20 protein-coding genes and 6 pseudogenes are annotated in these 24,001 nt (G+C 59.9%); 9 read left to right on the top strand and 17 right to left on the bottom strand.

From position 1 onward, the window contains the following. Positions 1-117 precede the first annotated feature (117 nt). The 5 genes from NKH89_RS27835 to NKH89_RS27815 all read left to right on the top strand — a co-directional run bounded on the left by NKH89_RS27835 (position 118) and on the right by NKH89_RS27815 (position 5,137). Positions 118-1,242, top strand: a complete 1,125-nt coding sequence (locus tag NKH89_RS27835) for an NAD(P)-dependent oxidoreductase (protein WP_352466335.1) — start codon at positions 118-120, stop codon at positions 1,240-1,242. A gap of 10 nt (positions 1,243-1,252) precedes the next feature. Next, a complete protein-coding gene (locus NKH89_RS27830; protein ID WP_023721589.1) occupies positions 1,253-2,860 on the top strand; it encodes a methyltransferase domain-containing protein in 1,608 nt (535 codons plus the stop codon). 88 nt (positions 2,861-2,948) lie between these two features. Beyond that, positions 2,949-3,350, top strand: coding sequence for an adenosylmethionine decarboxylase (gene speD / locus NKH89_RS27825; RefSeq protein WP_084642945.1), 402 nt, complete (start codon positions 2,949-2,951; stop codon positions 3,348-3,350). 202 nt (positions 3,351-3,552) lie between these two features. Next, a complete protein-coding gene (locus tag NKH89_RS27820; RefSeq protein ID WP_023721587.1) occupies positions 3,553-4,077 on the top strand; it encodes a hypothetical protein in 525 nt (174 codons plus the stop codon). Positions 4,078-4,480: 403 nt separating this feature from the next. Then, a complete protein-coding gene (locus NKH89_RS27815) occupies positions 4,481-5,137 on the top strand; it encodes a hypothetical protein (RefSeq protein WP_352491426.1) in 657 nt (218 codons plus the stop codon). Here NKH89_RS27815 and NKH89_RS27810 read toward each other — a convergent pair. After that, positions 5,040-5,958, bottom strand: a pseudogene (locus NKH89_RS27810) (aminotransferase class III-fold pyridoxal phosphate-dependent enzyme); the annotation flags it as partial. The gene NKH89_RS27815 and the pseudogene NKH89_RS27810 sit on opposite strands and share 98 nt — an antisense overlap. Here NKH89_RS27810 and NKH89_RS27805 point away from each other — a divergent pair. After that, on the top strand, positions 5,849-7,087 hold the full coding sequence (locus NKH89_RS27805; protein ID WP_352547719.1) for an ROK family transcriptional regulator: 1,239 nt from the start codon (positions 5,849-5,851) through the stop codon (positions 7,085-7,087). The pseudogene NKH89_RS27810 and the gene NKH89_RS27805 sit on opposite strands and share 110 nt — an antisense overlap. A 24-nt stretch (positions 7,088-7,111) precedes the next feature. Here NKH89_RS27805 and NKH89_RS27800 read toward each other — a convergent pair whose 3' ends face one another. From NKH89_RS27800 to NKH89_RS27745, 12 genes and pseudogenes are all read right to left on the bottom strand, one after another. After that, positions 7,112-8,137: an ROK family protein gene (locus NKH89_RS27800; protein ID WP_352491425.1), complete on the bottom strand. Its 1,026-nt coding sequence runs from the start codon at positions 8,135-8,137 to the stop codon at positions 7,112-7,114. A gap of 754 nt (positions 8,138-8,891) precedes the next feature. Then, the gene (locus tag NKH89_RS27795; protein WP_023721581.1) at positions 8,892-9,296 is read right to left on the bottom strand and encodes an ester cyclase; all 405 of its coding nucleotides are present in this window, start codon (positions 9,294-9,296) and stop codon (positions 8,892-8,894) included. 48 nt (positions 9,297-9,344) lie between these two features. Next, positions 9,345-9,938 carry an NADPH-dependent F420 reductase gene (locus NKH89_RS27790; RefSeq protein WP_023721580.1) on the bottom strand — a complete coding sequence of 198 codons (594 nt, stop codon included), beginning with the start codon at positions 9,936-9,938 and terminating at the stop codon, positions 9,345-9,347. A gap of 65 nt (positions 9,939-10,003) precedes the next feature. Beyond that, positions 10,004-10,462: a nuclear transport factor 2 family protein gene (locus tag NKH89_RS27785; protein WP_023721579.1), complete on the bottom strand. Its 459-nt coding sequence runs from the start codon at positions 10,460-10,462 to the stop codon at positions 10,004-10,006. Positions 10,463-10,504: 42 nt separating this feature from the next. Next, positions 10,505-11,374, bottom strand: a complete 870-nt coding sequence (locus tag NKH89_RS27780) for an SDR family NAD(P)-dependent oxidoreductase (protein ID WP_031194731.1) — start codon at positions 11,372-11,374, stop codon at positions 10,505-10,507. Then, positions 11,358-12,440 (bottom strand): LLM class flavin-dependent oxidoreductase, encoded by a 1,083-nt coding sequence (locus tag NKH89_RS27775; protein WP_023721577.1) that lies wholly within the window; start codon positions 12,438-12,440, stop codon positions 11,358-11,360. The genes NKH89_RS27780 and NKH89_RS27775 overlap by 17 nt, the downstream gene beginning before the upstream one ends. A gap of 22 nt (positions 12,441-12,462) precedes the next feature. Beyond that, positions 12,463-13,389, bottom strand: coding sequence for a pirin family protein (locus tag NKH89_RS27770; protein WP_023721576.1), 927 nt, complete (start codon positions 13,387-13,389; stop codon positions 12,463-12,465). A gap of 25 nt (positions 13,390-13,414) precedes the next feature. Then, positions 13,415-14,017 carry an FMN-dependent NADH-azoreductase gene (locus NKH89_RS27765; RefSeq protein WP_023721575.1) on the bottom strand — a complete coding sequence of 201 codons (603 nt, stop codon included), beginning with the start codon at positions 14,015-14,017 and terminating at the stop codon, positions 13,415-13,417. A 358-nt stretch (positions 14,018-14,375) separates the two neighbouring features. Further along, positions 14,376-14,909, bottom strand: coding sequence for a cupin domain-containing protein (locus NKH89_RS27760; RefSeq protein ID WP_084642941.1), 534 nt, complete (start codon positions 14,907-14,909; stop codon positions 14,376-14,378). A gap of 183 nt (positions 14,910-15,092) precedes the next feature. Further along, positions 15,093-15,814 (bottom strand): annotated as a pseudogene (locus tag NKH89_RS27755) (acetoacetate decarboxylase family protein). A 196-nt stretch (positions 15,815-16,010) separates the two neighbouring features. Next, a pseudogene (locus tag NKH89_RS27750) lies at positions 16,011-16,561 on the bottom strand (isochorismatase family protein). Positions 16,562-16,715: 154 nt separating this feature from the next. Further along, positions 16,716-17,117 (bottom strand): DoxX family protein, encoded by a 402-nt coding sequence (locus NKH89_RS27745; RefSeq protein ID WP_023721570.1) that lies wholly within the window; start codon positions 17,115-17,117, stop codon positions 16,716-16,718. A 135-nt stretch (positions 17,118-17,252) separates the two neighbouring features. Between NKH89_RS27745 and NKH89_RS27740 the strand changes: the two genes are divergently transcribed. Beyond that, positions 17,253-18,128 carry a LysR family transcriptional regulator gene (locus tag NKH89_RS27740; RefSeq protein WP_031194727.1) on the top strand — a complete coding sequence of 292 codons (876 nt, stop codon included), beginning with the start codon at positions 17,253-17,255 and terminating at the stop codon, positions 18,126-18,128. A 378-nt stretch (positions 18,129-18,506) separates the two neighbouring features. Here NKH89_RS27740 and NKH89_RS27735 read toward each other — a convergent pair. After that, positions 18,507-18,772 (bottom strand): annotated as a pseudogene (locus NKH89_RS27735) (ABC transporter permease family protein); the annotation flags it as partial. A 727-nt stretch (positions 18,773-19,499) separates the two neighbouring features. On the opposite strand from NKH89_RS27735, the pseudogene NKH89_RS27730 reads away from it, so the two are divergent. Next, positions 19,500-19,754, top strand: a pseudogene (locus tag NKH89_RS27730) (IS5/IS1182 family transposase); the annotation flags it as partial. A gap of 690 nt (positions 19,755-20,444) precedes the next feature. On the opposite strand, the pseudogene NKH89_RS27725 reads toward NKH89_RS27730, so the two are convergent. Next, positions 20,445-21,301 (bottom strand): annotated as a pseudogene (locus tag NKH89_RS27725) (MBL fold metallo-hydrolase); the annotation flags it as partial. Further along, positions 21,288-22,793 carry an aminotransferase class V-fold PLP-dependent enzyme gene (locus NKH89_RS27720; RefSeq protein ID WP_352491424.1) on the bottom strand — a complete coding sequence of 502 codons (1,506 nt, stop codon included), beginning with the start codon at positions 22,791-22,793 and terminating at the stop codon, positions 21,288-21,290. The gene NKH89_RS27720 and the pseudogene NKH89_RS27725, both read right to left, overlap by 14 nt. Positions 22,794-22,887: 94 nt before the next feature. On the opposite strand from NKH89_RS27720, the gene NKH89_RS27715 reads away from it, so the two are divergent. Next, complete coding sequence (locus tag NKH89_RS27715; RefSeq protein ID WP_352466327.1) at positions 22,888-23,370, top strand: Lrp/AsnC family transcriptional regulator; 483 nt, start codon at positions 22,888-22,890, stop codon at positions 23,368-23,370. A gap of 185 nt (positions 23,371-23,555) precedes the next feature. On the opposite strand, the gene NKH89_RS27710 is transcribed toward NKH89_RS27715, so the two are convergent. Further along, positions 23,556-24,001 (bottom strand): ABC transporter permease subunit (locus NKH89_RS27710; protein ID WP_352910715.1); only part of this gene is annotated, 446 nt, incomplete at its 5' end.

Genomic DNA, 24,001 nt, shown 5'->3' with positions numbered 1-24,001 from the left:
TGCTGGTGCGGCTGACGCTATTCCTAAAACGCGACGAAACAGCTCGAATCTAACCAGGACGCAGGTCAGGGGCCTAGCGCGACACTTCTACAAAATCTCGAAATGAAGAGTACCAATATGACGGATAAACCCTCGGTCTCTATCCTGAAAGAAACCCGCGACAACGAGAAGCGGGTTATCATGCTTCCGCAAGGTGTTCGACAGTTTGTCGAGGCCGGTTTTAAGGTTTACGTTGAGCATGATGCCGGAGCCGCCTCGGGAGCGTTTGATGGGGACTACAAGGCGGCAGGGGGCGAAATCGTTTCAACAGACGAGGCTTGGACAGTTTCTCCATTCCTCTTGAAATATAAGTTTCCGAGCGTCGCCGAACGGCGGTACCTGTGCCGCCCGCTGCATATTGGCGCATACTTTTACCCAGGCGAAAACTACGAGCTAACGCACCACCTGCGCGAGCATGGGGTGACAGCCTATAGCTATGAGTACTTTCAGGCCGCAGATGGTTCGTTTCCGCTCATGACGCCCGATAGCGAGATCAGCGGGAAATTGGCTGTGCTCTTTGGGGCCCATCACCTGCTATCGACGCAGGGAGGGCTCGGCATAATGCTGGCTTCCCTACCGGGGATGAAGCCGCCGAAAGTCGTCGTCATCGGGCATGGAAATGTCGGCGCAGCAGCTGCTCGAACAGCCGCAGGTCTCGGAAACGAAGTTGTTGTCTTTGGCTACCGCGAGGAAAGCCTCCGCCGATTTGAGGCGACCGTTCCCTCGAACGTCAAATGCCTGATTGTCTCGCAAGAAGCCCTGGAGCGAGAGATACCCGACGCCGACCTGGTGATCGGAGCGACTTTGATTTCGACCTACGATACACCAGCGATGCTCACAGACGAACTCGTCAAGAAGATGAAGGAAGGCTCGATGATCATCGACGTCACTTGCGGCTATGGAGCAGGATACATCCCGACGGCCCATACATTCACCTGGATGGGCGCGGCACCATATAAGGTGCATGGCGTTTGGCACTACAAGGATCCCGTAATGCCAGCTCACGTGCATCAGACGGCGTCGATCGGGGCAACCACAAACCATACGCGTTATCTTATTAGTCTCGGCAAATCGATTTTCCTTAAGGATTTCCAGGACTCGGTTTCCCAAAAGGGCAAATTTGTTGAAAACGGTGAGATCATCCATCCGCACGTGATTAGCGACTTTGCCTTGATCGAGGCATTGGCCAAGAAATCCGCGTGAGGGGGCGGCCATGGCGATGCGGCATAAGATATCATATAAAGAACGGGCCGCGTACTACGATGTCGAATATACGGACACTGTAGACCATGCTTTTCTCGCCAGTCTTGTTGGTGGTTCTACGCGCTCGGTCCTTGAGATTCCGTGTGGGGTCGGGCGTAACGCGCTTAATTTGGCTCGAAGCGGATGTTCGATAGTCGCTGTCGACAACGAACCGGCTATGGTCGAACGGCTGACAGAAAAGGCTGAAAAACTCGGCTTCAACAATGTGTCAGCACTCGTTCGGGATCTCCGGACGTTGGACCTCGAAGAGCGGTTCGACCTTATCCTCGTGCCCCGAGAGGCATTTCAGCTGTTGGTAGACTTGTCCCAGGCGCGGCAGTCGCTCAAAGCGCTGCGACGGCACCTCTCGGACGATGGGACATTGATGATCGACCTATCGTCTTTCGCAAAGGTCAGGCCAGAACAGGCCTACCTCCAGCCAGACTATTTCGATCCTACTGCCCCTGATGGCAGTTGGCGCTTTGAGTGGACGCGCCCGCTAGCCGCCAGGCTCACGTTGTCTCGTCATCGTATGCAGCAACACAATTGTGACGGCACAGTCGACGTGTCGTTCAGACACATTCGTGACACTGAGACGGCCATCGACGAGACCGAGACGACCATTCGACTTAGGCCTTACTGCGTCGACGAGTTCACGGCGCTCTGCGTCGATGCTGGATTGAAGGTTGAAAAGGTGTTCGGCGACTACGGACGCAACTGGTACCAGCCGAACGACGCCCGAATGATTTTTCTTCTCAGCGCAACTACCGACATTCGGGACGATCAGCTCCCCCCGTCCGGGGTTATGTGGGAACTCGGCCGAGGGTTCCAGAACGACCGTGATGCCTTTCGAACGAAAGACCTGCAGTTGGTTCCAATGCGTCCGTCCGTCCGAGCTTATTTTGAGACCTATCTGACGGAGTATTTCTCCGGCCCCTTCATCAAGGGCCAAGGGGCCGAGGATATTTTGAAGGCGATGGCGGAATGGGGCGTTATGGGAAATGCTCTCGATCTGGGATCTGGAACTTCGACGCTGTTCTGGTATCTCCCAACCAAGGGAGTCAATCGCCTCTCTTGCTGCGACATCGCGCCTGAAGCCCTTAGCGTGCTAGCGAACTTCGTACGGAGCAATCAACCGCTTCCTGAGTGTTACGGTTGGGTAGCCGATCATTTCAAAATATCCAATCACTCGGTCAACCAGCTTCGCGAGCGCTTTGCCGAGTTCTTGATTTTCGACTGCCTGAAGCGGTGGCCAAGTTGGATGGACAGCCACCGATACGACTTGATCACTGCCTTCGGTAATCTAGCGATTTCGGGGACAGCTGACGCGTACGACGATTGCTTCCAGCACATCGCTGATCACCTTGCACCCACGGGCCGAACTATCGGAGCGGATTGGGCAAGGCGGCAGTCATTTGCGCAGAAGGATGGGCACGACAATTCGTATTTGAGCATCGAACTGATAGCCAGCGCGATGAAGAATGCGGGGCTCACCCCGCTGGAATGCCGTCGTATCGAGATACAGCGGGACCCACTTTACGACGCCATTTTCGTTTGGGTCGGCCAGAAAAATAGCTGAGCGATCTCCTTCGATATTTTGGAGCTTTTAGCATGTCGCACAATCGCGAAGGCGGTGCAGGTAGCTTTGTTTCAGTTAACGGCGTGATCTGCGCTGGCGCCCATTATATTGTCGATCTGTTCGGCGGCACAGGTTTGGCAATCCCGCTTTTATCGAAACAGCCATTACGAAAAGCGCACAGTCCGCTGGAGCCACTATACTTTTTTCAAACTTCCATCGGTTTTCACCCGAGGGTGTCTCAGGCGTACTGTTATTGGCGGAATCTCACATCAGTATCCATACTTGGCCAGAGCACAGCTATGCGGCATTAGATGTGGTTATGTGTGGCCGGGCCCGCCCCAAAGAGGCTATTGCCGTTCTGAAGGAAGAGTTCAAGCCGATCCGTGTCGTCGAGTATTTGCTTGCCCGCGGCAGAGCCGACAATGCCGACCAATACTCTCAACCGGATCGGATCGACTCCGAACGTTGGCTCAAGGGGCTTGAGCGCTAATTTTCGATTCATCAATCGCGCGTCGTCGATCTCGTGCGTCAGGCGCCCGTGATTTCGGGCACTGCATCCCGGCGGCCGCCAAGGCGAAGAAAGATCAGAGCTGCTCGATCACCGTAAAAGTGGGGAGTAGACGCTATGGGGCGAGCGGCGAGAGTGGGGCACCTTAGGCGCTGTTGGATCCACCATCAGAAGGAGGCACCCCATGTCGCAGTCTTTTGACGCGAGCCGGTCCCTTACCGCTCTTGAACAGGATAACACGGTCATCGCCGTCATCGAAATGAGCAAGGCGAAGTGGCTCGTCGCCGCGCTCGTACCGGGTCTCAAGCGCCAGCCCCTCAAGAAGATCGATGCTGCCGCACCATCACTGTTGAAGCTGCTGCAGCGCTGGCGCGACGAAGCCGGGCACACGATCAAGCGCATCGCCGTCACCTGTGAGGCGGCCGGCGTCGGCTTTTGGCTGGCGCGTTGGCTGTGGGCGCGCGACATCGAGGCCTATGCCATCCATCCCGCCAGCGTTGCGGTGTCGCGTGAGCACCGGCGCGCCCGTCTCGCCCGTGGTGACAAGGCGCCACAGGTGAGCGGGCTGACTATCTGCTGGAAGCGTTCTCAACGACCCCCCGCCACCACTCTTGCTGGTGTGGCGGGCAAGCTCGACGCTGTATTGCGTAAGGGCGAGGCTGGGAGGAATGCTCCGAATTCCCCTGGCCGCAAATCCGTTCCGCGCTGAACGATCTGGTGCGCTTCGGAAAGCTCGAACAGGGGCTTTCACGGTAAGCGGCGCTCTAGCCGGCAGGGTGGCAGCTGCTGCCGCGCCTGAAATACGACGATGGAGGGGAAGTCCGAGCAGCGCAGCGATTCGCAGGCGGCAATCGCAAAGTTTTGTTCACGCTGCCTAACTCGCTGAGCAGAAGACGATTGACGGGTGCCACTGGTGCCTTTCGAAAATTTCCCTGTGGATATTGCCTCTGTGACGAATTGGCGTCGTACCCGTTTGGTGGATGTTGAGTAGAAATAAGCAACTTGGGCTCGGGGGAATCATGAACAAGTTGCTTGTTGGTGCGGCAATGCTTGCCGCAGGCGTCTTCGGCGCGGATACATCTTTTGTTTCTTATATTAGAAGCTCTGCAGGGATGGCGGCCTTTGCGCAGGAGGCGCAAGGGACTTCGCCAGATGTTGGCGCACCATCGGACGGCGGCTTTGGTAATGGCGGGGCAGCGCTGAGTTCGGGAACAGCCTCCGGTACGGATGATGCTGGTGCAACGCCGGCGGCAAATGCCACGGGAGATGCCGCGCCCGCGGCCGAGGCTCCCGACGCGGCGGCCGAGGTAGGAACGACAGATCAGTCGACCGACAGCCAGGCCGCGCCCGAGGAGCCTGCCGCGACGACGTTGGCGACGACGACGACCTCCGAAAGCGGCGATCCAGAGGCGATCGGCACGCCGAAGGTGGATCTGCCGAAGAACTCTGGCAACGGCAATCTGGGCTATGCCATTGGCATCGACCTTTCGGACTTCCATGGCATCGAGCCGTCGATCGCGCTCACCTACGATTCTTCGCGCCGAAACAAGCTAGGTGCCCTCTACCAGGGCTGGCTGGGCTATGCCTGGGGTCTCGGCGGTTTCGATGTCATCGAGCGGGCAAGCCCGGGCTATGGCATGCCGGCCTTCGATGCCGCCTGTACAGCTCACCTCACCCCTGCCAAGCACCCTCTTTGCGTAGATCATCCATCGTCCGTGAAATGCCTTCGCGCAGGATCGCCACCGTGTCGTCGATCTGCTCTCGGCTGATGATCAGTGGCGGCGACATCACGCACATGTTGATCAGCGGCCGCACCAGGAGGCCGAGCTCATAGCAATGGGCATCGATACGTTTTCCGACATCCTTGTCGAGCTGCAGCGGGTCCTTGCTTTCGCGGTCGGCGACGCATTCGACACAGCCCATCAGTCCCAAGCCCCTCACCTCGCCGACCAGCGGCAACTCTTCCAGCGTCTTCAGCTGCGCCTGGAAATAGGGGGCGACCGCCTGCGTATGCGCAAGCACGCTTTCTTCCAGCAAATCGAGGTTTTTCAGCGCCACCGCACAGCCGACGGGGTGGCTGGTGTAGGTCAGCCCATGACCGAACATCGCATCGGGATGGTTCGAGCGGCGCAGTTGTTCCAGCAGCCGTTCCGAGATGATGACGCCGCCGAGCGGGAAAATAGCCCGAGGTGACGCCCTTGGCGAAAGTGATCATATCGGGATCGATGCCGAAGACCTCGCCCGAGGCGAAGACATGGCCAAGCCGGCCGAAGCCCGTCACCACCTCGTCGGAGACATAGAGGATGTCGTTGTCGCGGCAGATCTCGCGGATGCGCTTGAGATAGCCGTCGGGCGGCACGATGACACCGCCCGAGGCCTGCACGGGCTCACCAACGAAAGCGCCGATTCTGTCGGCGCCGACCCGGGCCACCGTGTCGCGGAACTGCTCGACCAGGAAATCGGTGAAGGCGGCAAGGCTCATGCCTTGCGGCCGGCGGAAAGGATCGGGCGAGGACAGCTTGATCACCAGCTCGTCGGCGCCATCCATCCAATCCCTGTCGCGCGGGCGGCCGTTGAGCGAGGCCTTCATCCTCAATTGTTTACGGCGGGAGGGCGAGCTCAGCCGCATGGAAGTAGCGGCGATGACGGGCCTCAGCCCAGCCGCAGTGTCTGGCGTTGCGGGCGAGTTGATCGAGGAAGGCATCGTTGTTGAAGGCAAGAGCGCGCAAAGCAGTGGCGGCCGTCGCCCGATACCGCTCAGTATCAATTACGCAAGGCATTGGTCCATCGGCTTCAAGCTATCGCAGCACCGGCTAGAGGGTACGCTCACCGACCTCTCCACCCAACCGATCGGCACTTGCGAGTTGCCGCTCGCTGACCATGAGCCGGCCACGGTCGCTGCAGCGGTCCAGAAGGGCGTCTCCACACTCCTGCGGAATAGGCGCGAAGGTCGTCAGAAACTTGTCGGTGTTGGCATGGCGATGCCCGGGCTGATCGACGTGAACAGAGGGATTTGCCTGGTATCGCAGCGCTTCGACTGGAGGGACGTGCCGATAGCGGCACTTATTGCATCACGCATCAGTGTGCCGGTCTGGGTCGACAACGACGTCAATGCATTCGCAATAGCTCAGCAGCTGTTCGGCCACGGGCGTCGGCGCAACTCAGTGCTGGTGCTGATCATTGGAACCGGCGTCGGGGCGGCGTTTATCTTCAACGGTCAGATCCATCGCCGTGCGCGTTTCGCTGCTGGCGAGATCGGATTCCCGGTCAAGGAAGACGCCGGCTCGATCGCCACCGAGGAGCGGCTGAGCTGGGATCGACGCTTGTCGGAACCGGCGATAGTCCGCGCTTGGCAGGAGATCCGCAAGCGCTCCCCCAAGACCCCTGTCGACCTTCAGCAGGCCGCAGCGAAGTGCGACCGGCTCGCATTAGAGTATCTGCGCGAAGTCGGTTGTGACATCGGGCGTCGGGTAACCGCAATGATCGATCTGGTCGATCCGGAAGTTGTCATCGTTGGAGGCGAGGCGGTCCGCTTCGGCCCTGCGCTCGTCGACCCCCTCGTGAACACTGTCAGAGAATCCTCGTTTGAGAAACCGCCAGCGGTCGAAATCGACTGGGACAACAATGTGTGGTCACGCGGGACAGCAGCCCTGGCCATCCAGCAGTTTTTCGACTTTGAGAGCACGGCCGGATTTGAACGAAAAGCCAACGCGAGATGAGCGAGCCTGAGGACCCTCTCATGATCAAGGTAAGGCAGCTAGCCCACGAAGCGCCAAGCCGACGGCACCGAGCACCGCATCATTCTCCGCCAGCTTTCCGATCATGACGCGGGTGCGCATCGGGGAAGGCACATCGCGTGCCTTCATCAGCGTGTGCTTTTCGTAGACCGCAACGAGAGGCTTGAGCAGCATGTCGCCTGCTCGCGTCATACGCCCGCTGACGATGACGAGCGGCGGATTGATGATCGTGCCGATAAGGGCGAGCCCTCGGCCGGCCTGTTCCGCCATGTCCTCGATCATTCGACGCGCGCCCACATCACCCTGGGACGCCATCGCCGACACGTCGTAAATAGTGATGATGCGCCCATAAAGCCTCGACATCTCTTGCAGGGAGCGATCGACGCCAATCTGAACTTCGAGGCATCCACGGTTGCCGCAGCGGCACAATCCGCCATTAGGCTCGATGCTCATGTGACCGAATTCGCCGCCCCCTCCGGCGACCCCAGTGATAACTTTGCCGTTGCGAACGATCGCGCCGCCCACACCGAGATCGAGTTTCAACAGGACGAAGTCTTCATAACCGGCGGCTGCACCCCACATCATTTCGGCCAGCGCCGAGCAGTTGCTCTCGTTGTCCGCGAAGACCGGCTTCTCCAACACGGCGCCGAAAATCTGCGAAATGTTCACTCCCGCCCAGGTTGGCATGCCGTTGGCGCGCTGCACCATGCCCCCAGGGCTGACCGGCCCGCAGACCGAGACGCCGACGCCGAGCAGGGCCGAGATGTCCAGCCCGCAAACCCCGTAAGCCACGGTCACGATGTCCCTCACGACGGCCGCCGCGCATTGGGGCGAATAGCCCGGTTCAACTTCGATACTTTTCTCCAAAATTACTGAATGTGAGACATCGGCGATCGCCAGGCGGATGTCCTGCTGGTTGAGGTGAACGCCCACGCACGTGCCGGCACGCGGATTGAGCGTTAGCGGGGTCGCCGGTCGGCCGATTGCCCTAGGGGTGCTATTGGTCGCAGGTCCCTCAATGACAATTTCCAAGAGCTTCAGCTCCCCCACCGCGGTTGACACGGTAGAGCGAGCAAGTCCGGTGAGCCGGGCAACCTGTGCGGCCGACAGTGGCCCGCGCTCACATAGCGCCCTCACGATTTGGCTGGTGACGAAAGCTGACGTTGCGTTGCCCAGCAACGATCTCAGCGCATTCTCATTCAAAATTTCGCCTCACATCCGGCGCCTCTGCGCAATTCGTTTGTCTCAAAAATTTCCCAGCCAAGCTTAGGCCTCCTGACCGATGATGTGGAGGGAGTGCCCTCACCGTGCTTCACCCTACAACTGGCAAGGTCCGCGACTTCACAATGCTCCGCAAGGTGGCCATTCTGGATACGGCAAAGCTGAGATGCCATCGCGTCGATTCTTCTGTTTGTGGACATATTCCAACGAAATCGCCTCCGTGCCTGCCGGAGAAGGCGTTTAAGGCTGCCACTTGGTCGTCTGCGGCCACGATGGCCGAGATCTGCAAAGTTCAAATCAGCGAAAGCGAATGAGGCCGCCATCCGATGCTTGTAGCCATGTACGCCAACGCCGCCTTGCGGAAGTCCCAATACTCGGCAGCCGCGACCTGTTAACGAAGATGGCGAAGCTCGAAGGACAATCGCGGCTCGCTCTGTTCGCTTCGTAGCTTGCCGTCCGCACCGCGAGCAACACGAGAACTGCCAACACCGCCTGAAACGCCTCGGCCATCATATCAAACAGTCTCGCTAGCAGGTACGCCCGTGCGAACCATTGACATCCGCGATCATCCTTGAAGTTGCTGCATAAGCGTCGAGAAGTCCGCAACTTCCCAATGCTCGGCGAGATGCCCATTTTCAATTCGGTAGAGCCGAAACGCCATTGTATTGATCTCTCTGCCAGTGGCCTTGACACCGGCGAAATCGCCTTTGTGCGTCCCGCGGACGGCATTCAGGACAGCAACCTGGTCGCCTTCGGCGACGATCGCCGAAATCGGTAGCTTCAGATCAGCAAACGCTGAGTGAAGCCCCGCGAAGTACTGCTTGAGCGCCTCGCGCCCCCGACCTTGCCCAGCCAGATGGTCGTCATAATCCTGCGTAACGATCTCGTCGAAGACGCTGAAATTCCCGCTTTCGATGGCGGCGAAGAATCGCCGCCCCAGTGCTTTGTTCCCTTCTAAGTTTGAGGACATACCGCCTTCTCCAATTCAACCTTTCGCTGCCATCGTGGCGCGTGCTGGTCATCCGAGTTGAACGAATTCCTGGCCGGAAACACCACCGCCGAACTGCTGCGCACGGCCGCCTTCAGCGATACCGCCCAGATCGACGGCGGCGAAGCCGAGGCGCTCGACAAGGTCCACGACAGCGAGCCGAGCCGATGGATCGTCACCCGAGACGAACAGCACACGACGGCCGCCGAGCACCGCCGGGTCGGCCCCGAGGATTGCGGCCGGAAGCGTGTTGAAGGCCTTGACCACACGCGCACCCGGGACGGCGTCAGCAACGATCTCCGTCGACAAACGACCCTTGAGGTCGCGCGGCGAGAACGCCGGGAAGTCGATCGCGTTCGTGGCGTCGACCACGATGCGGCTGTCCCATTCAACATCCTTCACTGCATCCTGTACTGCGTCGAAAGGGATAGCCAAAATGACGACGTCGGCCCGGAGAGCTTCGGAGGCAGTCACAGGCTTTACGATGGGCCCAAGTTCACTAACCAAACCAGCCAAGCTCTTTAGGCCCTTCGAGTTGGCGATGGCGATGTCGATTCCGTTGGCAACGAAACGCCGAGCGAGCGCGGTGCCGATCGCTCCCGATCCAACGATGGCGTAGTTCATCTTTTCGCCCTTCCTGATTCGTCAGCTTTCGCGGTCGGAGGCGGCTTTGCGTAACCGTTTCCCTTTCAGAACATTCCATTTGCATTGGCGCGAGGAATGTTTGGCGCGATCAACGGGGCCGAGTTCTGCGGATCGCCGACCACCTGCAAGGTGTCCCAATGCTCGATCGCTTTGCCGTTGGCATCCATTTTGTAGATGTCGACGCCGGCGATCCCGGTGTCATTCGGGTCGTCGTTGAAAAGATTCAGAAAATTCACATGGGCCCAGACGTAGTCGTCGAGGGCGATGATTTTGTGGACCACGACGCGCGCCAGAGCGCGTTCCTTGTTGATCTGGCCAAAAAACTGCGCCAGGGCGACTGGCCCATCTGCGATCAGGGGATTGTGCTGGATGTAACCCGGCGCGATGAACTTGGGCACATATTCTTCCGCCTTCTTCTGGTTGATCACCAGATCATAGAAGCCAAGGATGTTGTCCTTATTGCGAACGGCACGGCTGTCGTTGCCGTCTACGAGCTCAAGCATGGGGTATCTCCTTCTTATGAAGTGTGGATTTGCTGGAAGGCCCTAGCTCAGGCCGGCGACTTGAAGCCGGAGCCCATCCAGTTCAGCGTCGGACTTCTCGCGAGCTGCGCGGAGCATTTCGTCGGCGTCCTGTCCCACCGGCGCGCGGCTCGGTGCAGGTACCTGTTCGGCCAGTTCGACGATACGCTTCGCGGCCGCAGCCGACTCGAGCCCACTGCTCTGCATGCCGTTGAGCGTGTTCGCGAAGGTTTCGAATGTTTGACCGTATAACTCGCGCTGTTCAGAGGTCATATCGTCCGCGACCCGCTTTAGAGCGGCAGCCGTTTTCGCCGGTCCCCCAGTCTTCATATTGCCTGCCGCAGCCACCACGACATCGATGCCGAAGCGCTTCAGCTCGGCACGGTAGACGGCCGCAAATACCTCCAGGGCGACCTTCGATGCGCCTGATGGCCCATTGAACGGGAGCGGTACGCTGGCGGTCCAGGTGCTCACCTGGACGATGCGACCGCGCGCCTTCCTCAATGCGGGCAGGAACGCATTCATGACCGAGAGGGCGCCGAACACGTTGACGTCGAATTCGCGCCGGATGGCGTCGAGCGGCAAAATCTCGATCGGGCCGGGGGTAAGGATCCCTGCGTTGTTGATCAGAAGATCGAGGGCGCCATCGCCGAGCGCGTCGGACACGTCGTCAGCCCAGGCTTTCACGGCCTGTTCCTTGGTCATGTCGCAGACGGTCAGGCTGACGCGTCCACCGGAGGCGTCCTTCAGATCCTGGACCTCTGCGGCGGACATGGCCGTGCCGAAAACAGTATAGCCCTTGGCCGCCAGTCCGAGCGCGATGTCGCGGCCAAGGCCACCGCCAGCGCCGGTGACTGCGGCGGAGCGTCTCAAGTGTTCAGAAGAGTTCGGCATTTGAGGTCTCCTTTTCAGTCGGTGCCCCGTGCTTTGACCGCGCCGCGCGGACGATCGGCGCTACTTCGGTTCCGAGCAGCTCGATCGAGCGCTTCATCGCAGCGGTTTCGAGGGATGCCGTGCTCATTTGGAAGGTGATCCTCGATACGCCGCCGAGTGCGCTGTCGGCATCGAGCATCTTGCTGGCGACAGTGTCCGGATCACCGATCAGAAAGGCGCCCTCCGGGCCGCACATCGCCTCGAACTGCTGGCGCGACGGTGCAAACCAACCGCGTTCGCGGCCAATCGTCGTTGTCAGATGCGCCCAGCCGGGGAAGAAGGCATCCTTGGCTTTTGCGATGGTCTCTCCGACGAAGCCCATCGCATGGGCACCGACTGTGAGTTGCTCAAGCGCGTGCCCGGCGCGCAGTCCGCTCTCGCGGTAGAGATCGACGAGCGGGCGGAAGCGCTCAAAGCTGCCGCCGATGATCGCGACCATCAGTGGGAGGCCGAGCGTTCCGGCGCGTGCGAAGGATTGCGGCGTACCTCCGACGCCGAGCCACACCGGCAGGCGCTGCTGATGCGGCCGGAGGAAAACGCCTTGCCCGGTGAGTGCCGGGCGGAAGCGCCCCTCCCACGCGAGGTGGGTCTTCTCGCGAAGCTTGAGGAAGAGCTCGAGTTTCTCCGCAAAAAGATCGTCATAGTCCTCCATCCGAAAGCCGAACAATGGATAGGCCTCACCGAAGGAACCGCGGCCAACGACGATCTCGGCACGCCCCTTCGCGATCAGGTCGAGGGTTGCAAACTCCTGAAACACCCGCACAGGATCGGCGGCGCTCAGGACCGTGACGGCGCTCGTGAGGCGGATACTCTTGGTGCGGGCAGCCGCGGCCGCCAGAATGATCGCGGGTGCGGAATCGAGGAATTCGGCACGGTGGTGCTCGCCGATGCCGAACACGTCGAGGCCGACGTCGTCGGCAACCTCGACCTCCTCGAGGAGATCGGCCATGCGGTCGGTTGCCGAAGGCAGTTTGCCCGTCGCCGGATCAGGGAGGATTGCCGCGAAACTGTCGACACCGATTTCCATAACACCTCCTTGCAATGTGTTGTCAGCCGCGGGGCGCAATGCGCAATGGGTCAGGAGGCAGCGGGATGAACTCGGTCTCGCCAGCGATCTCGGGAAAGCGCCCCTGCCGCCAGTCGTCCTTCGCCTGTTCGATCCGGTGCTTGGAGCTCGAGACGAAGTTCCAGTAGATGTGGCGCGGCTCGGGAAAGGGTTCTCCGCCCACCATCATCAGATGGGCGCCGCTGCGCGCTTGCAGCACGATCTCGGCGCCGGGCTTGAAGACCACGAACTGCGCTTCGCCGAAGCTGCCCGTCTGGCCCGCGACTTCAATCTCGCCCGAGACGACAAACATCGCGCGCTCGATATGCTGGGCTGGGACCTGCAGGCGCGCGCCGGGCTTGAGCACGACATCGACATACATCAGGTCCGAATAAACCGGCACCGGCGAGCGTTCTCCGAAAGCTTCGCCCGCAACGATGGTGAGCGAGACTCCGTCCGCTTCGAGCGCAGGCAAGAAGTCTTCGGCATGATGGGAGAAACCCGGCTCCATCTCTTCCAGGGCCTTGGGCAGGGCGACCCAGATCTGCTGGCCGAACATCGCCCCGCCCTGCGTCTGGAATTTCGCAGGCGAACGCTCCGAATGGACGATGCCCCTGCCCGCCGTCATCCAGTTCACGTCGCCGGGCCGGATTGTCTCGACATTGCCGGCGCTGTCGCGATGAACCATCTCGCCCTCGAGTAGATAGCTCAGCGTCGAAAGGCCGATATGCGGATGCGGCCGGATCTCCGGGCCGGCCCCGGCGCGGAACACGATCGGTCCGAAATGGTCGAGGAAGATGAAGGGACCGACCGTCCGGCGCTGCGCAGACGGCAGCGCGCGACGAACCTTGAAGCCATCACCAAGATCCCGAACAGGTGGAAGCAGAACCTCTTCCACCGCTAGGTCGACCGTCGCACTCGAAATGGTCATTGCCGCCTCCTGTGCGTGGCGTGGGTCAGGCGGCTTTAGCGAGCGCCTGCATTGCACCCGAGAGCGCAGCCTCGCGCGCTTCAGGCCCGAAGCCGATCTTCTCGGCGTGGATGAAAGTGACATCGGTCAGCCCGATGAAGCCCAGAAGGGTCCGCAGATAGGGTTCCTGGAAATCCATCGCCTGAGCGGGACCTTCAGAGTAAAGACCGCCCCGAGACTCGATGACGAAGACGCGCTTGCCGGTCAGCAGCCCCTGCGGACCCGCCTCCGAATAGCTGAACGTCTCGCCAGCACGCAGAACGTAATCGAACCAGGCGCGCAGGCCGGTCGGGATGCTGAAATTGTACATCGGCGCGCCAATCACGACGGCGTCCGCGGAGCGGAGTTCGGCAATCAGTTCGTCCGAAAGAGCTCGGGCGGCGAGTTCCGTGTCGGTCGCGGGCTCGCCGCGGACACCCGCCACATCGGCGGTGGTAAGATGCGGAACCGGCACGGTACCAAGGTCGCGACGAATAACGGTTGCGCCGGGGCTGGCCTCCAGCAAGCGGTGAACAGCTTCCTCGACCAGAATTTTGGAAACGGACCCGTCGCCAAGAACACTGCTGTTGAGGACCAGAATACTTGCCATAACACTCTCCTTGGTACTGACCGATCCAAGATGCTGTTCAAAGGCGCGCGACGGTAGCCTCGCACAGCGCCAAGCTGTGTCGCGAAAACTGGAACGGCTGCGTCGGACGTAAACCTAGATCGAGGCGGCTGCGTATTCACCGCAGCGGCGTGCCGAAGGCTGCATGACTATGCCCGTATAGCCTCGCCTGCCTGTTGCTTCGGTATATCGAGCGCGGTCACCGCTCGCTTTCCGCTTCCCGCCCACGGCCATGATCACCCGCGTGCGGCGCCTCGTATGTCTCCCAACGGCATCGACTGCACTGAAGCCAAGAAGGCCAGAACCGGATCGCATGATCCGTCGTTTCGTCCGCGGCTTTTTACTTCCGCAGCGTATTCCACGGTGCATCGCTGGAGACATCGACCACCTCGTACCCTGTCGGTCTGACGGAGGGTCCGAGGATTGCGGCGATCTTCGCGGGCTGGTCGCCGGTATTGAACGAGGCGTGCACGACATCTGCCGGGATGAAGGCGGAATCGCCGGGACCGAGGATGCGCTTCTCACGATCGATCCACTGCTCGACCTGCCCGGCAAGGACAAGCACCACCTCTTCTTGGTCGGGATGCTTGTGGAAACTGTGTCCTTTGCCCGGATCGAAATTGACCTCGATCACCGTGAGTTGCTTGGCGCCCGTACTGGGCGGATCGCTGAGCCGCCGGGACGATCCAAAGTCATCGACCTTGAGCTGGGCTTCATTCGCGATAACGAATCTACCAGGCATCGGATTGCTCCCCACATTTGTTCTCTGATTTGGCAGCTCTTGAGTTTGACCGAATGCCGCATCAAACGGCAGAGCGGCGCTCAATGCTCCACGCGCGCTAAGCGCAAGGACGTCGCTTCTCGTCTCCGTCATTGCTGCTCCTCCGGTGGAAGCGAGGCGCTTAATGTTGATGGTATCGCTCCGACCGTGCGATGCGGTAGCCCTGCTGTTGGCCAAGCTGTGTCGCGAAACGCGGAACGCTAATGTTGGACCTTGAAGACCTACAAACGGGTGTCGACGGGGCGAGCTTAACAGGTCCTCGCCTTCGGCGCTGCATCACGCGTCGAACGGATATGTTTCGATGGGCCGGCGCAGCCGGAACGCGGAATTGTAAAACGCGGTAGCCTCTACGGCTCCGGCGATCGGCAGTTGATGCACCGCAGAGAACGCCGAAGCTCCGGTAAACATCAGCGAGCCGTCCCCGGACCAGATTTCCCCAGCGTAAAACTCCAGTGCCGACCGCACGAATTCGCACACGGCCAGGGGACCGCCGGGAACCGCCGAGCCGATGACCCGCAATCCGAACGCCTTGACGACCTGCGGATTGTCCGCACTGATTTCGCCGACCAATTGGCTGGGGCGGAAAATCCCTTGCGCCAGCACAACGTCGGCCGGTCGCGACAACCGGGCCGTGACCAGCCCGTACACATTGGACTGGTTCATGTCGAAATCGATCTCGCCCAGCAGCTTCGGATACCCCTCTCTCTCCCGCCCGGCGAGCATTCCTCGTTCGTTGGAAATGAAGATGTGCGGACAAATCCGACATTTTCGCCGCGGAAACGCGCGTGGATGATGTGGATGTATTCCCGGAACGGACCGACGCTGCTGAACCCGTAGGACAGGAACATCACCGACACTTTGGTGTCTTGTTCGATTTCCAGGTCGGGAGGCAGCAACGCCGCCGCCGCCTCCGCATTCGTCCGATAGCTGAACGTCACCTGGTTCACGCCCCTGAACGACGCGTTTGTGAAACTCAGAGGGTCTGCATGTACTGGCATCGTTTGTGCCAGGATCCCGAGTCAGTTTGCCACGCATTGTCACGTGGCTCCTTCCGCCAAGTTTCCGATCCCCAGGTCGAGCCTGCATCGAGAAGCGAGCCCCGGGGGCGTCATTCAGAGAGCCGAGGCTGCCTGCGAGGAGATCACTCGGTGGCGCCCGCAACTCGCCATCAGCAGCCAGTCATGGCGCATCTCGTCAGGGAAAACGCTGCGGCCTTGCGAGCTTCTGAGCCTCGGGCATGTACCACTTGATGACGTCCCGGACCGGGTCGGCGAGCGCCGACTTCCAATCGCGGAACAGCTCGGTGACTAGCGCGAGAGACGTATTCGGGACCGCACCGGCTGCCGTCAGGCGTTCGATCGCGGTGCGGTGGGCGAGCTGTGACATGCCGCCAACCGCGTCGACGACGAACATGGCTTCGTAGCCATCGTCCATTGCGTCGATGACCGGGAATGCCAGACAGATCTCGGTGTAGAGCGCGCCGAAGATCAGCCTCTTCTGCCCGTCTTTTCGACAGCGGCCCGGAATGCGGCATCTTCCCAGGCATCCATCGAGCTTCGGTCGATGACTTCGACGTCGGACAGTTCGTCCCTGATCGAAGCTCGGGTCGGACCGTTCACGCCCATCTCAACGCCGACCGTGCTCAGCACCACAGGGATATTGAAAGCTTTGGCGGCCCTGATCAGAAACCGGACGTTCAGATCGATCTCGTCCGGTGTCGTCTCGGACTTCACCTTCTCGAACATCTCTTTCTGATAGTCGATCAGGATGAGCGCGACCTGTTCCGCAGTCCAGACACCGTGGGCTTCACTCATAACGATTTCCTTTGTCTGGGCGTGAGTAGGACACGCGACCGGGTTTGCTGATGCCCGGTCGTCCCAAATCATCGGCTGGTTTGCTTCAATGCACGGGCTGGGTCCGGCGGGCATCCAGGCTTAACGAGCCCGCGCCGAAGGCAGCGACCTGAAGCAGACCACCGGCAATAGCGATGTTCTTGAGGAAATGGATCAGTTGGTTCTGGTCCGCGAGATCATGGTGAAACGCCAACGCGGCCGCCACGCTAAAGCCCGCCAGGACCAGGGCGATGATCCGTGTCTGATATCCAATCACGAGCAACACCCCGCCTCCGACCTCGACGATGATCGCGATCAGGTAGCCGAGAAGCGGTGCCGGAAGACCCGCCGAGGCGATATAGCCTTGTGTCATCGCGGGGGCCGCGATCTTGCCGAGGCCGCTCAGAAGAAACAGAACGGCGATCAGCACACGGCCGGCAGCCGCAAGTGTCGTGGTTTGATTTTGCATTCGTGATACCTGCGCTGTCTGAAAAGGGTGGTCAGAGGCCCATCGGCCTCCACCAATCCACACACATCGTTCCCGAAGGCGATGTGGTAGTGTTACATCAAGGCAAGCTGTGTCGCGAAAAGTGGAACGCTCATGTTGGACCTTGAGGACCTGCAAACATTTGTCGAAGTGGCCGATGCTGGCGGCGTCTCGCCGGCCGCCCGCCGGCTCGGGGTCTCCAAATCCATCGTCAGCCGGCGACTGTTCCGGCTGGAAGCGGAACTTGGTGTGCAGCTTCTCGCACGGACCACCCGGGGCGCCGCGCTGACCGAAGCCGGCGTCACGTTCCGCGACCACGCGGCCCGGGTCTGCGCCGAAATAGATGTCGCGCGGGAGACCATCCTGCCCGCTGGCGAGCTGCGCGGGCGCCTGCGGATCGCAGCGCCGCTCTCCTTCGGAACAACACATCTGGCGCCGGTGTTTGCAGAACTTGCGAAGCGCCACCCGCTGCTGAGCGTGCATGCGTCTTACAGTGATCGCTTCGTCGATCTTGTCGGAGAGGGTTTCGACTGCGCCATACGTGTCGGCTACCTTCCCGACTCCGACCTGATCGCGCGTCGCATAGGGCCGATCTATGGAAGGCTCGTCGCGAGTCCGGATTACATCAAGGAGCATGGAGCTCCAGAGACGCTTGACGACCTTCCGATGCACCAAGCCGTGTTGCAGGGTACGGAAGCTTGGCAACTTATCGACGCAGACAAGACTGTTACCGCTCACCCGCAGGGACGGTTCAAGGCGGACAACGGCGTCGCGCTCGTCGCCGCGGCAGTGGCGGGCCTAGGGATCGCCGCGCTGCCGGATTTCCTGACCGAGGACCATTTGGCTTCCGGCGCCTTGGTCCCGGTGATGACACGCTATCGGTTTCCTGAGGCCGGCATATATGTCGTCCGACCGCCGGGACAGCACCCGGCGCGGAAAATCCGGGTGCTCACCGAACTGATGATCCAACATTTCGGCTCGGCGCCGGGATAGGGTAAAGGCGAACCAAGGCGCACCCGTGAGCATCGAGATTGATCGCGGCCTCCACCGGCGCGCCGATTACAAGTCAGCTCCCGACAGTATCGCCGGCACTGCAACAGGCGTCTCCAGAGTGTTCAGGACGAAAAGCAGTTGCCGATCTTCCGCTTCATCTAAAGTTCTTGGATGGCAAGAGCTGTCAGGAATCGGGCGACATAGGGGCCAAACGCTACATTTCGCATCGCTCATGCGAGTCCAATGTCACGGCGATGCGGTGATGCCGCCGTAGACGTAGACGTAGAGCGTACGGCCGTTGATAAAACCTTCAGGCATCGGAGGCGAGGAAGACGCCGCCACCGCGCCCTTGCTGCGCGGGTCCTGACGACGCTTCGCTCAGGTCCGTACCCTAAGGGCTTGCTCCAGCCGATCGGCAATCTGTGTGACGATATAGGCAATAACCATATAGATCACGACGGCAATTACGAAGGCTTCGAGGTAGTAGAAGTTCAGCGCGGCGGTCAGCTGGGACTGGGCGAATATATCGACGACCTCGATGGCAAATCCGAGTGAAAGCGCCTTCATGATGACCATCATCGAGGTTGTCAGGTCGGGAATTGCGTGAGAGCCACCTGAGGAAACAGAATCCGTCGGAACATTTGGCCGACGATGGCAGATGCGGCTCCAATTGGTGGAACCTCCTAGTGAGAAATGGAGGTGCCGGATACTGGCCGCTCAAATTTCTATTGTAGCTAGCTTAACTTTAAGTATAGTTGATCATCTAAATTTCTCTGTAACGCCGGCAATTCTCGGATGGGGTTTATGCCTTCCATTCGAGGAAACGCGCGGGCCTTGTTTGCCGATCACGGCAACTCCGTGAGTGCCATCGATGAACTGATATTCCCAGTGCCAAAAAGCTTCTGTTTCTAGCGACGAATTTACTGTCAGGACGATAACATGCGGGTCGTTAGTGCCATTTGGATTTTGCTTCGTCGACTGCCACGGCCCTTGCTGTCCGTCACGCTGCTGGGCTGGGCTTTTATGGTCTGGTCAAAGATGGTTCCCACAACACCTGATCTTTGTTTAAGGGGAACATTCGCGCAGGCGCTTACGGCTAGGGCTGAAGCGGCGGTTGCAGGGGTGACCTGACGCTGGTCGCGTTATCGTGGTGCGCTATGCTGATGGGGATGATGGCCCCGCTGCTGGCGGCGCCGTTGGCCCATGTTTGGCAGCAGACCATTGGGCCTCCGCGGTAGCACGCAAGTTTGCTGTTCATGTTTCCCTACCTCTTGGTCTGGCTGGCAGTCGGCGTCGTCCTGATCCCGATTGTGGACCTGATCCAGGTGTCATTCTTGCCAGCGCTCTTCGGCGGGGCCATCGCTCTGATTCAAAGGCCGCAAGCGCCACATCATTACCGACACCGAGGGACACTTGGTCGGGCTGACGGTGCACACGGCTAACATCCAGGACAGGGATGGGGCAGTCGGCGTCAGCGCCTCCATTCGACGGCTTTATCCCTGGTTACGCCATCTGTTCGCCGACGGCGCCTATGCCGGAGAAAAACTGTCGCAGGCTCTGGCCAATCTCGGCACATGGACCATCGAAATTATCAAGCGCTCCGGCGCGGCCAAGGGCTTTGAGGTGGCTCTTCTCCGCTCGACGATGTGGAAAGGATAGGACTGGCATTCGCGTCGTGTAACTTAGACGTCCGCGCCTTAATGCGGCAAGACCGGTCGCATCTATGTTTGAGGGCATCGCGTTGAAACACCAAGAGCGCTAAGGGAGAACAAGCGGTGATTTTGGTGGGCGATCGCTATGATCGCTGCCCGGGTCGCCCGCAGTCAACTGTGCCGGCCATGGGAACGAGTTAGGAGCGCCAAATCCGGCTATTTAGTTGCGCGCGAGGAACATGAAAGCCGCGATCAGCCTTCGGTAGTTCCGGCCTGTCTGGAGCACCTATCAAATTGCTCTAGTCGACTGGAATCGCGCCAAATCACCAGTACATACATCGGCTACTTGAGCTTCGCCTCAAGCTTTTCGTCCCCAAAAGAATTACCTCCCAGGTGTGGCTCGATATCCGAAGCTTTATGATCCTATCCCACATCCGAGATATCCCCTCCGATCGATAATAGTGTTGCAGACGCGCCACTGCAATTGCTTACCGCGATCACTTCCGAGGATTGCTGATCCCGAGGACGTACATCAATAGGGCGTGGCGAGGATCGACTCGCCTCAGCCAATCGGACCGAGCGTACATCCGATCAGTGATCCTGAAGCGATCGCGCGCAGGAACTGCTGGAGAGAGCCATCCAATTCGTCGCTAATCCGGCGATGCGGCAGCGCGTTGAGCGGGATTTTCAGATAACGCAGGCCATTTTCCTCGACCTGAGGCAGCTCTCCTCCGCGAATATTGACCTGGAGGGCATGCAACATGAGCCTTGGCATCGGCAATGCCCTGTCTCGCGCCTCTCGAAGCCTGATGAACGCACTCCGAGATTGACCGGCGACGTGCTGGTTTTTCTCTTTCTGCTCCGCCACCGAACTCTCCCACAGAGCCTGGCGCCCTCCCGGCCTGTAGTCGTGACCGGTAAAGAGACGGGTCTCGCCGGGTAAGCTCAAAATGTCCTGGATGGACTGCCACAGATCAGCTGCGCTGCCGCCTGGAAAATCTGCACGGGCGGAGCCGCTATCGGGCATGAAAAGTGTGTCGTGAATGAACGCTGCATCGCCGATGACATAGCTTATCGACGCCAAGGTGTGTCCTGGCGAGTGCGTGACGCGCGCTTCCAGCTCGCCGATGTTGAAGGTCTCGCCGTCGCAAAACAGCCGATCCCATTGTGAGCCGTCACACGGGAGATCCGAGAAGTTATAGATCCGTTGCCAGATCCGCTGCACTTGCTTCACGCGCCCGCCGATCGCTGTCGGCACGCCGGTTTTTGCCTTGAGATAACCCGCGGCCGAAAAGTGATCGGCATGCGGATGGGTGTCCAGGATCCACTCGAGCTTCAAATTGTGGCTGTTGATGTAGTCGAGGATCGTGTCGCATTTGTCGTTGCCGTCGAGCCAGACTTTTCGTCGAAATCGAGCACTGGGTCGACGATGGCGCATCTTCGCGAACTCGGGCATGCAACGACATATTGGATGCTGCCCGTCCGTGCATCGTAGAAGCCGACGACTTCAGGCTGCTGCATGGGCGATGCCCTCGACTGCGGCTCGCGGGAAAAAGATCGCCCGGCCAGGGTCGAGGTCGTAGTCACGCTCGAAGTCCGTTGCGTCGGACGCAATCTGCGCCACGGCATCGAGTATGAACTGCACCTTCTCGTCCGGCAGCAGAACGCTGAAATTCAACCGGGTGAATCCCGGCTTTTTCATTTCGTCGCCGGAGAGAATGGCTTGCCTGATTTCCTCGGACTGCTCGTCGTCGATCGACAGCAGTCTGTGAACATACGGGCCGGCACAGGCGCAGCCACCGCGAGCCTGGATCCCGAATCGGTCGCTAAGCATGCGCGTGATCAACTGCTGGTGGACGTAGCCGCCCTTTCCGTTTTTGACCCTAAAGGAATAGATCGGAAGCCGGTCAGGACCCGACAGGCCGAGGAGCTCCAGCCGCGGCACGTCTTTCCATGCGCGAAAAGCACGACGCGCAAGCTCGCGATTGCGCGCTACCGTCGCATCAAGTCCGATCGCATCTTTGACGATGAAGGCCAGCGCGGCTCGTATGTCGCCGATCACGTTCGGCGTGCCGGCTTCCTCGCGTGATTCCAGGCTATCGCTGTAATCGTGTGTTTTGGGTGAGACGAACTTCACCGTCCCGCCACCTGGCCACGACGGCTTTGTCTCTGAAAGTCCATCGCGTCGAACGATCAAGATGCCGGAGGCACCGGGGCCCCCGAGGAACTTGTGAGGCGAAACGACTATCGCGTCGATCTCGGCATCAGGGGCGGGCGACATGGAAATCGGCAGATAAGGACCTGCGCCGGCATAGTCCCAGATCATCTTTGCGCCGGCGGCGTTCGCCATCGCGGTGACGGCCGCGACATCGCTCGTGATGCCCGTTACGTTCGAGGCCGCGGACATGGTGCATATCGTCAGAGTTGGCGACCGGTCCGCAAGCGCGTCCTTGAGGTGAGACAGGTCAGGCCCGCCGGACGGATCCTCGGCGATTTCCACGATTTCTGCTCCGCTCTCGCGCCAGGGCAGAATGTTGGAGTGATGCTCATAGGGACCGATAATGATCCGAGCGCGCTTGCCCGCTGCCACGGCTTCGGCGACGCCGAATAGCTTGACGAGGCGGTTGATCCCCGACGTAGCGCCGGAGCCGGTGAAGATCACAGCATGCCGTTCGGTGGCCCCGCAGAATTGACCGACCAGGGCGCGCGCTTCCCGACGCATGCGGGTCATGAAGCCTCCGCAATAGGAGGCTTCCGTGTGGCTGTTGGCGTAGTACGGCAGGACCTCCTCAAGCACAAAGCGCTCGATCTGACGGAGTGCGCGGCCTGACGCGACATAGTCGGCGTACACCAGGTCCTTTTGCCCGTAGGGACCCACGATTTTCGCCGTCGATCCCACAAGCCCATCCCGGAGGTCGGCGGTGACGTCAGCCTTTTTCTTCAGCCCCTGGCGGAACTTTGACAGAGGGGTCTCGGTCTGCCCTGTCGTCGGGCGAGCTGCTTGCACGGTCATTCTCCCCGGCTCGGATGTTGACTCGGATTGTAGCCTGCTCCACGGTCGAAAAAATTCACCTATTTTCTGCAATTTCTTGCAAAGAGCGTGTCAGATGATCGAAGATCGGGCGAAAATCGATGTATTTGATATGAAGATTTTGACGGCCATGCAGATCGATGCAAGCCTTTCGCAGCGAGATTTGGCGGAGAGGGTCGGCCTGTCCCAGAACGCGTGCTGGCGGCGGATCCAGCGCCTGCAGTCGCTAGGTCTTATCCGGGGGTCGCACAGCAATATCGATCTGCGAGCGCTGGGTCTCGACCTGACGGTTTTCGTAATGGTCCGCACTCGCCACCATTCCAAGGAGTGGAGTGAGGCGTTCCGTGCCCATGTTGAACGGTTGCCGGAGGTGATCGATTTCTATCGGATCGGAGGGGACTGGGACTATCTGATCAAGGTCGTGACGCAAGGCATGTCCGGCTACGATGCGTTCTACCAGAAACTGATCACGAACTTCGACCTGGCTACGGTGACAGGCTTCTTCTCGATGGAAGCGATCATCAACAATCGTCCAGTGGATCTGACCAATCTGCGATAATCCGGCGCGCAATTGGGACGCGCCGCTGGCCGTCGAGCAAGCCTTCGGCCGCAGGCCCCGCCAAGGTGTCTATTACAAGCCCACAGATCTGGCTGCGAGCTGGCCCCGCACGTCGGCTGTTTGCAGGCTCTCAACAGAGCCTTGAGTTCCTCCGCCTTGATGCGCGGGTTCCGACGACGCTTCGCTCAGGTCCGTACCCTAAGGGCTTGCTCCAGCCGATCGGCAATCTGGGTGACGATATAGGCAATCACCATGTAGATCACGACGGCAATCACGAAGGCTTCGAGATAGTAGTAGTTCAGCGCGGCGGTCAGCTGGGACTGGGCGAATATATCGACAACCTCGATGGCAAATCCGAGAGAAAGCGCCTTCATGATGACCATCATCGAGGTTGTCAGGTCGGGAATTGCGGTGAGGGCCACCTGGGGAAATAGGATCCGTCGGAACAGTTGGCCGCTTGTATAGCCGAGCGAATGGGCGGCGTCCGACTGACCGGTGTCGAAGGCGTTCAGGGCTCCTTTGATGATTTCCGCTTGGAACGCCGCAACGCAGCCGGTGACTGCAATGACAAGGATTACCCAGTTGGGCGTTTCGTGGGCGTTGAAGTTGATCGCGAGCAACGAGAGCAGGA

It is taken from the genome of Mesorhizobium sp. M0923 (genome assembly GCF_040319365.1).
GTDB lineage: Bacteria > Pseudomonadota > Alphaproteobacteria > Rhizobiales > Rhizobiaceae > Mesorhizobium.
The sequence above is the reverse complement of the archived record's forward strand: the minus strand, read 5'-3'. Positions and strand labels throughout refer to the sequence as shown.